Source organism: Streptomyces sp. NPDC037401, assembly GCF_055602345.1.
The window spans coordinates 108805-121603 of record NZ_JBVJWO010000009.1; the positions used below are offsets into that span (position 1 = coordinate 108805).

General features: G+C 71.9%; 11 protein-coding genes and 1 tRNA gene. 4 read left to right on the forward strand and 8 right to left on the reverse strand.

Features of this window, described 5'->3' with window-relative positions:
* Nucleotides 1–343: 343 nt before the first annotated feature.
* From ACZ7H1_RS11575 to ACZ7H1_RS11600, 6 genes are all read right to left on the reverse strand, one after another.
* Nucleotides 344–428: transfer RNA gene (locus ACZ7H1_RS11575), tRNA-Ser, on the reverse strand.
* Between the two features lie 78 nt (nucleotides 429–506).
* On the reverse strand, nucleotides 507–1445 hold the full coding sequence (locus tag ACZ7H1_RS11580) for a trypsin-like serine peptidase (RefSeq protein WP_470785724.1): 939 nt from the start codon (nucleotides 1443–1445) through the stop codon (nucleotides 507–509).
* Nucleotides 1446–1676: 231 nt separating this feature from the next.
* On the reverse strand, nucleotides 1677–2726 hold the full coding sequence (locus ACZ7H1_RS11585; protein ID WP_470785727.1) for a YeiH family protein: 1050 nt from the start codon (nucleotides 2724–2726) through the stop codon (nucleotides 1677–1679).
* Nucleotides 2726–3295, reverse strand: a complete 570-nt coding sequence (locus ACZ7H1_RS11590; RefSeq protein ID WP_470785729.1) for a cysteine dioxygenase family protein — start codon at nucleotides 3293–3295, stop codon at nucleotides 2726–2728. Before ACZ7H1_RS11590 ends, ACZ7H1_RS11585 begins: the two co-directional genes overlap by 1 nt.
* A gap of 98 nt (nucleotides 3296–3393) precedes the next feature.
* Nucleotides 3394–4299 carry a LysR family transcriptional regulator gene (locus tag ACZ7H1_RS11595; RefSeq protein ID WP_470785731.1) on the reverse strand — a complete coding sequence of 302 codons (906 nt, stop codon included), beginning with the start codon at nucleotides 4297–4299 and terminating at the stop codon, nucleotides 3394–3396.
* Between the two features lie 123 nt (nucleotides 4300–4422).
* Nucleotides 4423–6111 carry a S1C family serine protease gene (locus tag ACZ7H1_RS11600; protein ID WP_470785732.1) on the reverse strand — a complete coding sequence of 563 codons (1689 nt, stop codon included), beginning with the start codon at nucleotides 6109–6111 and terminating at the stop codon, nucleotides 4423–4425.
* A gap of 214 nt (nucleotides 6112–6325) precedes the next feature.
* Between ACZ7H1_RS11600 and ACZ7H1_RS11605 the strand changes: the two genes are divergently transcribed.
* The 3 genes from ACZ7H1_RS11605 (at nucleotide 6326) to ACZ7H1_RS11615 (ending at nucleotide 9026) form a co-directional block, all read left to right on the forward strand.
* A complete protein-coding gene (locus tag ACZ7H1_RS11605) occupies nucleotides 6326–7165 on the forward strand; it encodes a glycerophosphodiester phosphodiesterase (protein ID WP_470785734.1) in 840 nt (279 codons plus the stop codon).
* Between the two features lie 250 nt (nucleotides 7166–7415).
* Nucleotides 7416–7862: an ATP-binding protein gene (locus ACZ7H1_RS11610; protein ID WP_470785736.1), complete on the forward strand. Its 447-nt coding sequence runs from the start codon at nucleotides 7416–7418 to the stop codon at nucleotides 7860–7862.
* Nucleotides 7863–8036: 174 nt separating this feature from the next.
* Nucleotides 8037–9026: a DUF5926 family protein gene (locus tag ACZ7H1_RS11615; protein ID WP_470785737.1), complete on the forward strand. Its 990-nt coding sequence runs from the start codon at nucleotides 8037–8039 to the stop codon at nucleotides 9024–9026.
* A 202-nt stretch (nucleotides 9027–9228) separates the two neighbouring features.
* On the opposite strand, the gene ACZ7H1_RS11620 is transcribed toward ACZ7H1_RS11615, so the two are convergent.
* The gene (locus ACZ7H1_RS11620; protein ID WP_470785739.1) at nucleotides 9229–9948 is read right to left on the reverse strand and encodes a hypothetical protein; all 720 of its coding nucleotides are present in this window, start codon (nucleotides 9946–9948) and stop codon (nucleotides 9229–9231) included.
* Nucleotides 9949–10057: 109 nt separating this feature from the next.
* On the reverse strand, nucleotides 10058–10750 hold the full coding sequence (locus ACZ7H1_RS11625; RefSeq protein ID WP_470785741.1) for a bifunctional DNA primase/polymerase: 693 nt from the start codon (nucleotides 10748–10750) through the stop codon (nucleotides 10058–10060).
* Nucleotides 10751–11168: 418 nt separating this feature from the next.
* Here ACZ7H1_RS11625 and ACZ7H1_RS11630 point away from each other — a divergent pair, with 418 nt between their 5' ends.
* Nucleotides 11169–12710, forward strand: coding sequence for a PP2C family protein-serine/threonine phosphatase (locus tag ACZ7H1_RS11630; protein ID WP_470785742.1), 1542 nt, complete (start codon nucleotides 11169–11171; stop codon nucleotides 12708–12710).
* The last annotated feature ends 89 nt before the right edge of the window (nucleotides 12711–12799 follow it).

Genomic DNA, 12799 nt, shown 5'->3' on the forward strand with positions numbered 1-12799 from the left:
TGAACTCCCATCACCACAATGTCGAGAACGGGCGCCGCACACTCATCGCACCCCGGGGAAAATCACCAGGCGATCATGAAGGGGCCCGATCCCGATCTTCGGCACTCGAACGCACGCCCGGCGCACGGCCACTACCAGGCACAACGCGTCACCGCCGGACACCGTGGATCAGACCCCGTCCCCAAAGTGACATGGGACACAACCGCACCGAGCGGAACATGGCATTCCAAGACCGCTCCCGACCGCGGACCGCCGATCGGCGACTCACTCCGCACACGACGAAGGGGCGCCCCGTCGTCCGGGACGCCCCTTCATGCCGGGCCGCGGGCCCTGCGGTGCACTGCGGTGGGTGTGGGATTTGAACCCACGGTGACTCGCGCCACGACGGTTTTCAAGACCGTTCCCTTAGGCCGCTCGGGCAACCCACCCGGCTCCGCCGCGAACGGCTGCGGAGCGGGTTACAGCCTAACGGGTCCGGGGCCGGTCGTGGCGTGGCACCGGGCAGGTCAGGCCGTCTGGGCCTTGTCGTAGGCCGCCTTGGCCTCGTTGCCGAAGTACGGGCCGAACATCCGGTTCGGGAGGAAGGTGTAGCCGAAGCTGTTCACCGAGACCTGAAGGCCCGTGCCGGTGGTTTCGTTGAAGTCCTGGAACCACGGTCCGCCGCTCGAGCCGCCGGTCATGTTGCAGCCCAGGCTGTGGTCCTTCGAGAACAGGAAGTCCTTGCCGCTGTTGCCGCTGCAGTAGACCAGCTTCGAGCCGTCGTACGGGGAGGCGGCCGGGAACCCGAAGGCGTACATCTTCTTGTTGTAGCCGCCGTTGAACAGGACGCCCTGCGCGCCGACGACCGAGCTGAGCTTCTGGCCGTTCAACGGGGCCACCACGGCCAGGCCGACGTCGTAGTTGATGTCCTCGCTCGCCGCCCACTGGTCGGTGGCGAAGGTCTTGGTGGCGCTCCACTGGCCGTACGGCGCACTGCCGTTGTCGTACGCCGGCACGAAGACCCAGTTGGTGTGCCAGGAGCCCTGGTACTTCACGCAGTGGCCGGCGGTGAGCACCGTGCTGCCGTTCTGGCTGGTGACCGAGTCGCCGGAGCAGGAGGCCGTGCGGCCCTGGAAGGTGAAGAACACCCGGCCGGAGGTGCGCACCACCGCGCCGCCGCCCGTCCACGGGCCGCCCGCCTGGGGGAAGGCCGTGGGGGAGACGACGGTGGGGGCGGCGCCGGTGACCGGGGCCCTGAGCGTGGTGCCGGGGGCCAGGGTCAGGTCGAGCGGGGTCGCGGAGCGCATCCGGTCGGCCGTCCAGAAGCCCTTGGTGTGCTGCGGCTTGAAGGACGCGGGAGCGGGGGACGCCGGTGCGGCGACCGAGGGGGCGGCGGCCGTCAGGGTGCCTGCGATCAGGGCACCCGCTGCGAGGAGGACGGACACGGCCGTGCGATGACGATTCACGCATGACTCCTTCTGCCGTGCCGGGGCGGTCGCGCCCGGGCAGGGTGGGGGTGAAGAGCTGTCGGTGCGGATCGGCGTGCGGGATCGGTGCGCAGGCAGACTGCCATGGCACGGCATGCTTGTCAGGTACTCGTCAGAACGTTCGGTCGGTTCCGGCGGCTTCTGGCCGGTTCCCTACGGGAAATGGCGCGGTTCGTACGGTGCATGCCCCCCGGCGGTGGTCCGGCGGGGTCAGACGGTGAGCAGGACCCCCGCGTACGAGACCCCGGCCACCACCACCCATGCGCTGAGCCCCAGCACTGCCGCCCGGCCCCCGGTCTTCGCCAGCGTCGGCAGGTGCACCGCGCTGCCCAGCCCGAACAGGGCGGCGGCAAGCAGTGCCTCCTGGGCGGTGCGCGACCAGGACAGGACCTCGGCGGGCAGCACGCCGGTGGCCCGGACGGCCGCCGCGACCAGGAAGCCCGCCACGAACAGCGGTACCGGCGCGGGCCGCTTGCCCGATCCGGTACGGATCCCCGCGCGGCGGGCGCGCATCGCGAAGGCCACGGCCGCGACCAGCGGGGCCAGCATCGCCACGCGCATCAGCTTCACCAGCACGGCGTCGCCGAGCGCTCCCGGTCCCGCGGTCTGGGCGGTGGCCACGACCTGGCCCACGTCGTGCACGCTCGCACCGACCCAGCGTCCGAAGGCCGCGTCGCCGAGGCCCAGCGGCTGCTGGAGCAGCGGGAGCACCGCTATGGCCAGCGTCCCGCACAGGGTCACCAGCGCCACGGAAGCCGCCACGTCCTCCTCGTCGCTGCCGGACACCTGGCTGACGGCTCCGATCGCGGACGCCCCGCAGATCGAGTAGCCGGTCGCGATGAGCAGCGGCTGGTCACCGGGAAGCCCGAGCCGGCGGCCGAGCCAGACCGTGCCGAAGAAGGTCGCCGCGACCACCCCGGCCACCATCGCCACGGTGCCCCAGCCCAGCCGGACCACCTGATCGAGCCCCAGTCCCAGGCCCAGCAGCACGATGCCGATGCGCATCAGCCGCCGCCCCGCGAGGGACAGGCCCGGTCGGCCGGTGCCGCGTACGACCGTCCGTATGCGCGGCAGGTGGGCGGCGGCGATGCCCAGGACCACGGCTGCGGTCAGCATCGGCACGGCCGGCAGCAGCAGGTGCACCGCCCAGGCCAGCCCGGCCCCGAGGACCGCCATCACCAGCCCGGGCCAGCTGCGTGTTTCACGTGAAACACGCGGGGGCGAGGCCGGGCGGGTCTGCGGCCGGTTCAGGAGGGCCATCAGCCGGCGGGAAGCGTGTAGACGCGGCGGACACTGCTGCCCAGGCGGGAGATGTCGGCGCCGTACACGTGGAGGGATATCGCGGTCGTACGACAGGAGTTGCGCACGCGGTGGATGTCGCCCGGCGGAGCGAATCCGCAGACCTCCCCCAGGCCGTTGACCACGTCCTCGGTGGCCACCAGACGGGCCCGGCCCGCGTCGCCCTCGGTACCCGGCACCAGCCGGTAGCGGCGCTCGCTCTCCTCGCCCTGGTGCACGCCCGCCACGCACCACGAGACGTGATCGTGGATGGAGGTCTGCTGGCCCGGCAGCCAGACCAGCGCCACCACGGAGAAGCCGCCGTCCGGCTCGGCGTGCACGATGTGCTGCCGGTAGCGCTGCGGATCGCTCTCCTGCTGGGCGGTGGTGAGCAGATCGGGCGTACCCAGGTGCGGGGCGAGCTTCTCACCCACCAGGTACGCGGTCAGGTCAGGCGGCAGTCCCCGGTCGACGACGGCGCGTATCTCGCCGATCAGCCCGGCCATCCGCGCGGTCACAGCCGGCGCTGCGGTCGTTGTCGTGGTGGTCATACAGGCAGCGTCCGGCTACCGGTCCATCACGTCCAACGACAGTTTCCACCTGAAGTCCCAAGCTCTGCTTATGGATTGGGGCTCCGGGCCTGCGGTGTTCAGCAGCCTATGCGGTTGGCGGCCGCCCGGCGCAACCCGTCGAGCACGGCCGCGGTCGCCGGGATCCGCAGATGGTCGCGGTACACGTACGCCGAGATGTGCCGCCTCGCCGCGGGCTCCAGGGCCCTGCCGCACACCCGGCTCAGCGACAGCGAGGGCAGCAGCAGCGCGGGCATCATCGCCACGCCCAGGCCGTGCCCGACCAGGCTCTGGACGACCAGGTTGTCGTCGGTGGCGAACACGATCTCGGGGACGAAGCCCAGCTCCGCACACTCGTGCAGCAGATTGGCCCGGCACCGCGGACAGCCGGCGATCCAGCGTTCCTCCGCGAGGTCCGACAGCAGCACGGACCGGCGCCGGGCCAGCGGGTGGCCGCTGGGCAGCAGCACCGTCAGCTGGTCCTCCAGCAGCCTGACCTCGGCGACCTCGTCGGGTATCTCCTCGTGCAGGCCCGGGTAGGTGAACGCCAGCGTGATGTCGCACTCGCCGCGCTGGAGCCGGTGCAGCGAGTCCGGCGGCTCCCCGTCGAGCAGCTCCACCTGGATCCCCGGATGGTCCTTGGCCAGCGCGCTCAGCGCCTCCGGGACCAGGGTGGCGTTGGCGCTGGGGAAGCCGCAGAGCTTCACCTTGCCGGTGCGCAGCCGGGCGTACGCCTTCATCTGCTGCTGGGCGGCGGAGAGGCAGCCGAGGATGGCCTCGGAGTGGCGGGCCAGCGACTCCCCGGCCTCGGTCAGCTGCATCTTGCGGCCGACCCGGGTGAACAGCGGAGTGCCGACGGCGCGTTCGAGCGCCTTCATCTGCTGGGTGATCGCGGGCTGCGTATAGCCGAGGAGGCGGGCGGCCGCCGAGTACGACCCGGCGCTGACCACCTCGTGAAAAGTCCTGATGTGCCGCGAGTCGAACACGTCTGAAGCATAAGCGGACGTTGGGAGGGGCCGTAGGCGGAATCCCGCCTACGGCCCCTTCGGTTCACGTCAGCTCAGGCAGGTCACGGGCGTCCCGCAACGGGCTGCCCGCTGCCTGCCCGGCTACTTGTCGCCTTCGCGCGAGCCCAGCGTGATGTCGACGTTCGCGGCCTTGCCGTCCCGCAGGTAGGTCAGCTTGACCACGTCACCCGGCTTGTACGTCCAGATCTCGCTGATCAGCGTCGGGCCGCTGTCGATCGGCTTGCCGCCGAACTGCGTGATCACGTCACCGGGCTTGAGGCCGGCCTTGCCGGCCGGGCCGTTCGGGTCGACCAGCTCATTGGCCGGCGCGCCCTGCTCGGAGATCTTGGCGCCGTCGGACTTCGCCTGGAGGTCGACGGAGACGCCGATCACCGGGTAGACCGGCCTGCCGTTCTTGATCAGCTGCTCGGCCACGTTCTTGGCCTGGTTGATCGGGATCGCGAAGCCGAGGCCGATGGAACCCGCCTGGCCGCCGCCGAACCCGCCGCTGCCCGCCGACTGGATGGCGGAGTTGATGCCGATCACCGCGCCGCGGCCGTCGAGCAGCGGCCCGCCGGAGTTGCCGGGGTTGATCGAGGCGTCGGTCTGGAGCGCGCTCATGTACGAGTTCTTGTTGCTGCTGCCGTCGCCGGAGGCCACCGGGCGGTTCTTGGCACTGACGATGCCCGTGGTGACGGTGTTGGACAGCCCGAAGGGGGCGCCGATGGCGATCGTCGCGTCGCCGACCGCGACCTTGTCCGAGTCGCCCAGCGGAAGCGGCGCCAGGCTCGCCGGCGGGGTCTTCAGCTTCAGCACGGCCACGTCGTAGCCCTGCGCCCGGCCGATCACCTCGGCCTCGTACCGCTTTCCGTTCGAAAACGTCGCGGAAAGCTTTCCGCCATTCGCGGCGGAGGCCACCACGTGGTTGTTGGTGAGGATGTGGCCCTGCTGGTCGTAGACGAAGCCGGTGCCGGTGCCGCCCTCGCCGTCGCCGGCCTGCGCCTCGATGGTCACGACGCTCGGCAGGGCCTTGGCGGCCAGGCCCGCAACGGTGCCCGGCTCGCGCTTGAGGTCGGCCGGGGCGTTGCCCGCGCTGACGGTCGTCGAGCCGTCGGCACGGTCGGTACGGTCCGCGGCCCAGTAGCCGACGCCACCGCCGATGCCGCCCGCGAGCAGCGCGGCCGCAAGCACCGCGGCGACCAGGCCGCCGCGGCCCTTCGGCTTCGGGGCCCCGGACTCCTGGGCCGGGGGCGCGCCCCAGACGGATCCACCGCTGCCGTCGCCGTAGGAGGGTCCCGCCTGCATCTCCGCCGGCGGGGGCGGGGGCCAGCCCGCACCGGCCGGCGGAGCCGCCGGCGGGACCGGAGGCGCGGCGGGCGGCGGGGTGTGCGGCTGCCGGCCGCTCTGGGGCGCCTGGGGCTGGGGTGCCTGCTGGGCGTACGGGGGCTCGGCGGCGTGCGCTGCGGGCAGCTGCTGCGTGGGGTCGGACCCGGCGGACGGCAGCTGCTGCGTGGGGGCCGCGTCCGCGGACGGCAGCTGCTGGGTCGGCGGCTCGGCCGAGGGCAGCGGCTGGGTACGGGGATCGACCGGCGCGCTCTTCACCAGGGTCGGAGCCTCGGCCGGGGCGGCCGGCGCAGCAGCGGGCTGCACCGCGTCGGCGGGCTCGGCGGACGCTGCGGCGGCCTGCTCCGAGTCCACGGGCTCGACGCTGGGAGCGGCCACCGGCACGGGCGGTGCGGACGGGGCTGCGGGGGTGGTGGGGGCCGCGTTGCCCTCGTTCTCGGTGCTCACAGCTCTCTCTCCTCGTCACGCACGGTGCCTGGTACCGGTCCGGCTGAACGTCCGACCGGCCGCACAAGTTCCTGGGCAAAGCCTTTCCCATGAACCGTCAGAGCACTGTAAGCCGGACCTGTGCATCCTCCTGCCATCCTTTATGCCGGGCATTTCGGGCGCATCTTCGCCGCACCCGCCCCACCGTGCCCGCCGCGGATGGCACCATGACGCCGTGACCCACGTACGGCAGCCTTCCGGACTCCACCTCACTCGGCCCATCCAGGTCGTCGCCCACCGCGGCGCCTCGGAGGACGCTCCCGAGCACACCCTGGCGGCGTACCGCAGAGCGATCGAGGACGGGGCGGACGCCCTGGAGTGCGACGTACGGCTGACGGCGGACGGGCACCTCGTCCTCGTCCACGACCGCCGGGTGAACCGCACGTCGAACGGCCGCGGCGCGGTCTCGGCGCTGGAGCTGGCCCAGCTCGCGTCCCTGGACTTCGGCTCGTGGAAGGACCGGGAGGAGTCCCCGGACTGGGACGCCGAAGGAGCCGGCGAGCCCGATCCCGAGCGCACCTCCGTCCTCACGCTGGAGCGGCTGCTCGAGCTCGTCGCCGACGCGGGCCGTCCCGTGGACCTGGCCATCGAGACGAAGCACCCGACCCGCTGGGCCGGACAGGTGGAGGAGCGGCTGCTCTTCCTGCTCAAGCGCTTCGGGCTGGACTCCCCGCCCGCCGGCGGGCCCTCCCCGGTCCGGATCATGAGCTTCTCGGCCCGCTCGCTGCACCGGGTGCGGGCTGCAGCGCCGACCATGCCCACCGTCTACCTGATGCAGTTCGTCTCGCCGCGGATGCGGGACGGGCGGCTGCCGTCGGGCGTGGGGATCGCCGGGCCCGGCATGCGGATCGTCCGCAACAATCCCGGTTTCATCCAGAAGCTCCAGCGAGCCGGCCACTCCGTACACGTATGGACCGTAAATGAGCCAGAAGATGTTCAGCTCTGCGCTGATCTGGGTGTAGAAGCGATCATCACCAATCGTCCGCGGCAGGTTCTGTCCCAACTCGGCCGCTAATCACACCAGTTGCACCCCTCCCACCCGTCACAGGGTGTGCCCCGGCGCATCCGGTCCGCATCCGGCCGTGACGAATGCGTCAGCGGCCTCCTCCACGTCGGTTTCCGGTCCAGGCCATTGGGGCATCCAGACCATGCGTGGGGCTAAGGAGGTTCCGGGGGTGGCGTTGGTGGTGGCACAGGAAGTGCCCGCGTCGTCGTGCATGGCCGTACCCCATGGTCCTGCGGGCGTGGGTGAGGCGAGACACCGTATGCGCGAACAGCTGCGCATCAGCGGTGTGTCCGAAACGGTCGTCGACGATGCCGTACTGATCCTTTCCGAGCTGCTCAGTAACGCCTGCCGGCACGGCAGGCCACTGGGCTCCCAAGAGGTGGGCGACGGTGACGTCCAGGCCGCGTGGCGGGTCGACAACGCCGGCCGGCTGACGGTCGAAGTGACGGACGGCGGCGGTCCCACCCGTCCGGTTCCGGCCACTCCGTCGGTCACCGCGCACGGCGGCCGCGGGCTGAACATCATCAGCGCACTCGCACAGGACTGGGGCGTGCGCGACGGCGAGGCGGGTGAGGTCACGGTGTGGGTCATCGTTGCCTCCGGGCCTCGTCACGACGATTTCGCTACGCGCGTTGCGCCGCCCGTCGTGGACTTCATGGCGGCCTTCGACGACCTGGATTCCTGCCCGTTGGGGACGGACCGCTGACGCACGGGCCCGGCCCGGCGCCACGTGCCCGGCCCCCGACTCCGTCGCCACGGGCCCGGCCCCCGGCAGGGCCGCGGTACAGCCGCGGCGCTCGCGTGCCGCGGTCCCGGTACGGCCGTGCGCAGCGGATAGGCTCGCGCCGTCAGCACGAGCCTCAACCGGGAGACACCCACGATGGCCAAGAAGCGCCCGCAGCCCAAGGGACACCAGCCCACGGCCGCCAAGCCGCAGCTCAACGACGGCGAGATCCCGGTGGTGGGCGCCCGCGAGCCGTGCCCGTGCGGTTCGGGCCGCCGTTACAAGGCCTGTCACGGCCGGGCCGCGGCCCACGCTGCGACCGAGCTGGTGAACCGTCCCTTCGAGGGGCTGCCGGGCGAGTGCGACTGGGTGGCGCTGCGCGAGCTGGTGCCCGCGGCCACGGTCGAGCTCTCCCTCAAGGGCGGGCTGCCCGAGGGCGTGCCGTCGGTGACCCTGGCGACCGTGCTCCCGATGGCCTGGCCGGCGCTGCGCCGCGAGGACGGCTCGGTCCTGCTCGGTTTGCAGAACGACACGTCCAGCGGTGACCTCGGCCGGGACTTGGCCGACACCCTGGAGCGCGCGCTGGTCGCGGAGCCGGGCACTCCGGTCGCTCCGCGCCGGGTGGAGCCGGAAGGGACCCGACTTCAGGATCTCCTCGCCGCCGACAGCGTTTTCGAGCCTGTTGTGCACAGCGGATTCGAATTCTGGATTCCGGAGTCGGACAACACCGCGACCGACTCTCCCGAGATCGCGGCTTCCCTGGAGCGCGCCAACGCCGCTGCCATCCCGACCGTGAAACTCGACGGAGTCGACGCCGCGTACTGGTGCGAGACGCCGGAGAAGAACCACCTGCGCTGGGTCATGCCGCACCCCGAGGAGAAGCTGCTCGACGCGCTGGCCCGGCTGCACGCCGCGGGCGAGTCCTCGCTCGGCGAAAACACCCGCCTCGTCGGCTCTTTCCGGGCGCACGGACTGATGGTGCCGGTGTGGGACCTGCCCAGCGGGGTCACGGCCGAACAGGTCGAGAAGCCGGCCGTGCAGTTCGCGGAACGCCTCGCCAAGGCCCTGGCCTCGGACGCGCCGCTGACCGCGGAGGAGCGCCGGGCTCGCGGCGGTCTCACCAACCGCCAGGTGACGCTCAGCTGACACCGAACTGACCCGAGTAACCGGAATTGGCCATTCAGCGATCGCGGCCCCCTGGTGACTCGGGTCACAACTTCCGCTAATCACCGGCAAATCCGTGTCCGAATATCCGAGATCGAATTTGCGAACACGGGATCTCTTGTTACGGTTCTTGTAGCCCGGTCGCTGGTGCATCCCCCGTCGCCAGCGACCGGGCCCTTCCATTTCAATCGTCAACCGGATCCCCGGAGTTACTCCCGGCGCGGAGCAACAGCCGCTCTTCTCCATCCGGTACGGCGTATTCCGCTACTGCAGTCCACGCTTCCGGCCCCACGGCCGACGGTTCCTTGGGCGTCTCGCAGACCCCGGGCTCGTCACCGGCCGCAAGGGCACAGTGGATCTGAACGGTCCGGCCCTGCGGGCCCATGAGCGACAGCACGGCGCCGAGCGGACGGCCGCTCGTGTTGCGGTAGTAGCTGCGCGCCCAGGTGCGCCCCTCGCCCGTGAGCACACAGGTCTGGGCCTCCACGCCTTCGGGGGAGGAGAGTTCGGGTCCGCAACGGGCCCCCGACCGCTTCGCGTCAGGCCCGTCGCCTTCCGGCCCGTCGCCTTCCGGCCCGTCACCTTCAGGCCCGTCACCTTCGGGCCCATTGGCTTCCGGTCCGCCTTCCGGCCCGTCACCTTTCGACGCGTTCGTACGCGGCCCGTTCGCGTCCCGTGCACCGCCGTCCCGGCCGTCCGCCGCCGGCCGGGCAGCGGACTGCTCCGTCCGGTCGCCGGCGGACGCGCCGTTCTTGGCACCGGAGTCCGTGAATCCCAGCGAGGACAGCAGTCCGCCGCTCCGCTCGGGACGGGACCCGGCGGCCGGTCCTGCGAGGGCTCCCGCCAGCGGGACCGACAGGATGATCAGCACACCGGCACCGATACCGACCATGCGGAGGTTCATTCGCCGAAGATAGCGACGCGGGAACCGGGCGCGGCGGGTCGCGCGCCCAATTCCCTTGGAACTGGCCCCTCGTCACACCCGTTCGAGTGAAGGAGCCCGGCCGGTGGCCTCAGTAGGCGAGTCTGCTGCCCCCGCCGGGGGCCCCGGTGCTCGCCTCGACGAGCGCGTCGACCACGGCCTCGACGTCCGGCAGCCACGGTCGCGCCGAACCGGGCAGCGGCGCCCGCTCCCAGTGCACCTGCCCGCCACCGGCCGGTGAGGGCGGCAGCACCAGGTAGCCGCCCTCGCCGTGGAAGCGCAGCGAGGAGGGCACGCAGTCCTTGGCGTAGAGCAGTTCGCCGAGCCGCTCCAGCGAGTACGGGGCGACGAGGATCGACATCCGGGTCGGCGTCGCGAGCACCGGGCCGAGCCGCATGCCCATCGCGTCGAGGCGGCGGAGAGCACTGGCTCCGGCCGCGGCCGGGAGGCTCACGGCGCACGGCGCGCTGCCGCCGGTCGCCAGGATCACGGGCGCCGTGGGCCGGTTGGTCCACCACCAGCGCACCATCCGCTCGTCGGTGGTGGCCGCGAGGAGGCCGGGGTCGAAGGGGTGCGCACCCGGGACCACGCACTCGGGGTCGGGGCAGGCGCAGCGCACGGCCGCGGCCGGGTCCCCGTCGGCCGCCGGAGCGGAGCCGACACCGGGGAGGACGGGCCACCGCCAGGCGGTGGCACAGGTCAGGGCTGCGTCCAGGAGGACGGGGGGTCCGCCACGCCGGGAGCGCCGGAGCCGCTGGAGACGCCTTCCGAGGATCTCGCGCATGAGCGCTCGTTCCTTTCCGTTGAACGCCGAGGGCCACATCACACCATGTATGCGGCGTATCACCACACGTACACGTTTCGCGTCACTGTCCGCTTTGCTGAGGTTTCACGCGGTTCGTGCAGTTCTTACCGGTCCATGAAACGCCTGGCGGGGTCGGCGCGCGACAGGCGCCGGAGGGCACGGCCTTCATCGGCAGGGACGAACGACCCCCGCCTGGCGGTTCCCGCCTGGGTCCGGGGTGGGGCCAACTGACCCTGGCCATCACCGATTACGTACCCGTCACGCACGATATGACGCTCTGCCGGACCAGTTCAGTCGACCGCAAAAAAGGTCCACACCCGGCATTTTTCGGCCAAGTTTGAGCCTTGACCGTACGGGGAGTTGTCGCCCCACGGACACCAGGATTCCCACCTGGCCAATGCTGGACATCGATCCACCTGTGCGTGTAGATGTGGATCCATTGATGGCGGCGCAGCACGATCTGGGGGTTTGCGATGCTTTATGGCGAATCGCACCAGGTGGAAAGGCAGATGCCATGAGCGCCCCGCATCTGCCGAAAGTGGCCGGAATCGATCCGGCAGTTCCGAGTCCCCCGCACACTGCGGCACCCGCGCCCGCCCGCCCGGCGTCCGCCACCGCAGCTGCACACCCCGCACCCGCCCCCGGAACGGTCATCCAGGACCGCCTCGCCGGCTGGGTCTCCGACCTCACCACCCTGCACGAACTCACCGAACGCCTCGCCCGCACCACCGGCCTCGACGACACCCTGCGCGAGCTCCTGCACGCCGGAGCCGCCCTGGTCGGAGCCCGCCGCGGACTGGCCGTCCTCGAACCCGCCGACGGCCTCGGCCCCGCCAGCACCGTAGGACTCGGACTCGGCCACGCCGACCTCGGACACATCGAGACCGTGCCCCGCAGCGCCACGCCCTACGGCCGCATCCTCGACGGACTCCCCGACGCGCACGGCGGCAGCGAGCTGCTCCCCGAACCCGAGAGCGCCCCCGGCACCGGCGGCTACCCGCCGTCCGTGGACCCCCGCCACCGCGAGGTCGCCGCCCGCCTCGGCTACGCCGCCAGCTACGCCCTGCCCCTCGCCACCGAGACCGCCGGCCGCCTCGGTGCCGTCGTCTGGCTGTACGACGAGCACGCCGAGCCCACCGAGCGCCAGCGCCACCTCGCGAACCTCTACTGCCGCTACGCCACCGAGCACCTGGCCCGCACGCTGGAGGTCGAACGGGCCCGCACCCGTCTCGCCACCATCGCCGAAGAGCTCCTGCCCAGCAGGCTCCCCCGGGTCTCCGGCGTCCGCCTCGCCGCCCGGCACCGCTCAGGGCCGCTCGGCGGCGGCGACTGGTACGACGCCCTCCCGCTCCCCGAAGGCGCCCTCGGCCTCGCCGTCGGCTCCGTCACCGGCTCCGGGCCCAGCGCCGTCGCCGCCATGGGCCGGCTGCGCGCCTCCCTGCGCGCGTACGCCGTCATGGAGGGCGAGGACCCGGTCGCCGTCCTCTCCGACCTCGAACTCCTGCTGCGCCTCACCGAGCCCGCGCGCTCGGCCACCGCGCTCTTCGCGTACTGCGAACCCGCCCGCCGGAAGATCATCCTGGCCGGGGCCGGACATGCCCCGCCGCTGCTGATCGGCGAGCGACGCACCGAGTACATCGAGACCTCGCTCTCGGCCCCCCTCGGCATGCTGTCCTGCTGGGAAGCCCCCAGCGTGGAGCTGGAGCCCGCGCCGGGAGAAACGGTGCTGCTGTACACCGACGGGCTCCTCCAGCGCACCGGCGACCCCATGGACCGCGCCTTCGCCCGCCTCCACGCGGCCGCCGCCGGCGTGCCCCGGGCCCTGCGCGAGGACCCCGCCGCCCTCTGCGACCACATCCTGCGCACCGTCCTGCCGGAAGGACGGGACGCCGTCGACTCCGACGAGGACATCGTGCTGCTCGCCGCCCGATTCGACTGAGTTCGACCGAGACCGGTCAGACGATCTTGGTAATGGGTCTTACGGCCCTGGGCCCCCTTCCGTACGACCGTACGATGGAGACGGTTCAG

Excerpts from the sequence above, each read along its gene's own strand:
- ACZ7H1_RS11585 (WP_470785727.1), bottom strand. The coding sequence starts at position 2,726 with ATGGCCCTCCTGAACCGGCCGCAGACCCGCCCGGCCTCGCCCCCGCGT.
- ACZ7H1_RS11590 (WP_470785729.1), bottom strand. The coding sequence starts at position 3,295 with ATGACCACCACGACAACGACCGCAGCGCCGGCTGTGACCGCGCGGATG.
- ACZ7H1_RS11610 (WP_470785736.1), top strand. The coding sequence starts at position 7,416 with ATGCGCGAACAGCTGCGCATCAGCGGTGTGTCCGAAACGGTCGTCGAC.
- ACZ7H1_RS11615 (WP_470785737.1), top strand. The coding sequence starts at position 8,037 with ATGGCCAAGAAGCGCCCGCAGCCCAAGGGACACCAGCCCACGGCCGCC.
- ACZ7H1_RS11620 (WP_470785739.1), bottom strand. The coding sequence starts at position 9,948 with ATGAACCTCCGCATGGTCGGTATCGGTGCCGGTGTGCTGATCATCCTG.
- ACZ7H1_RS11625 (WP_470785741.1), bottom strand. The coding sequence starts at position 10,750 with ATGCGCGAGATCCTCGGAAGGCGTCTCCAGCGGCTCCGGCGCTCCCGG.
- ACZ7H1_RS11630 (WP_470785742.1), top strand. The coding sequence starts at position 11,169 with ATGCTGGACATCGATCCACCTGTGCGTGTAGATGTGGATCCATTGATG.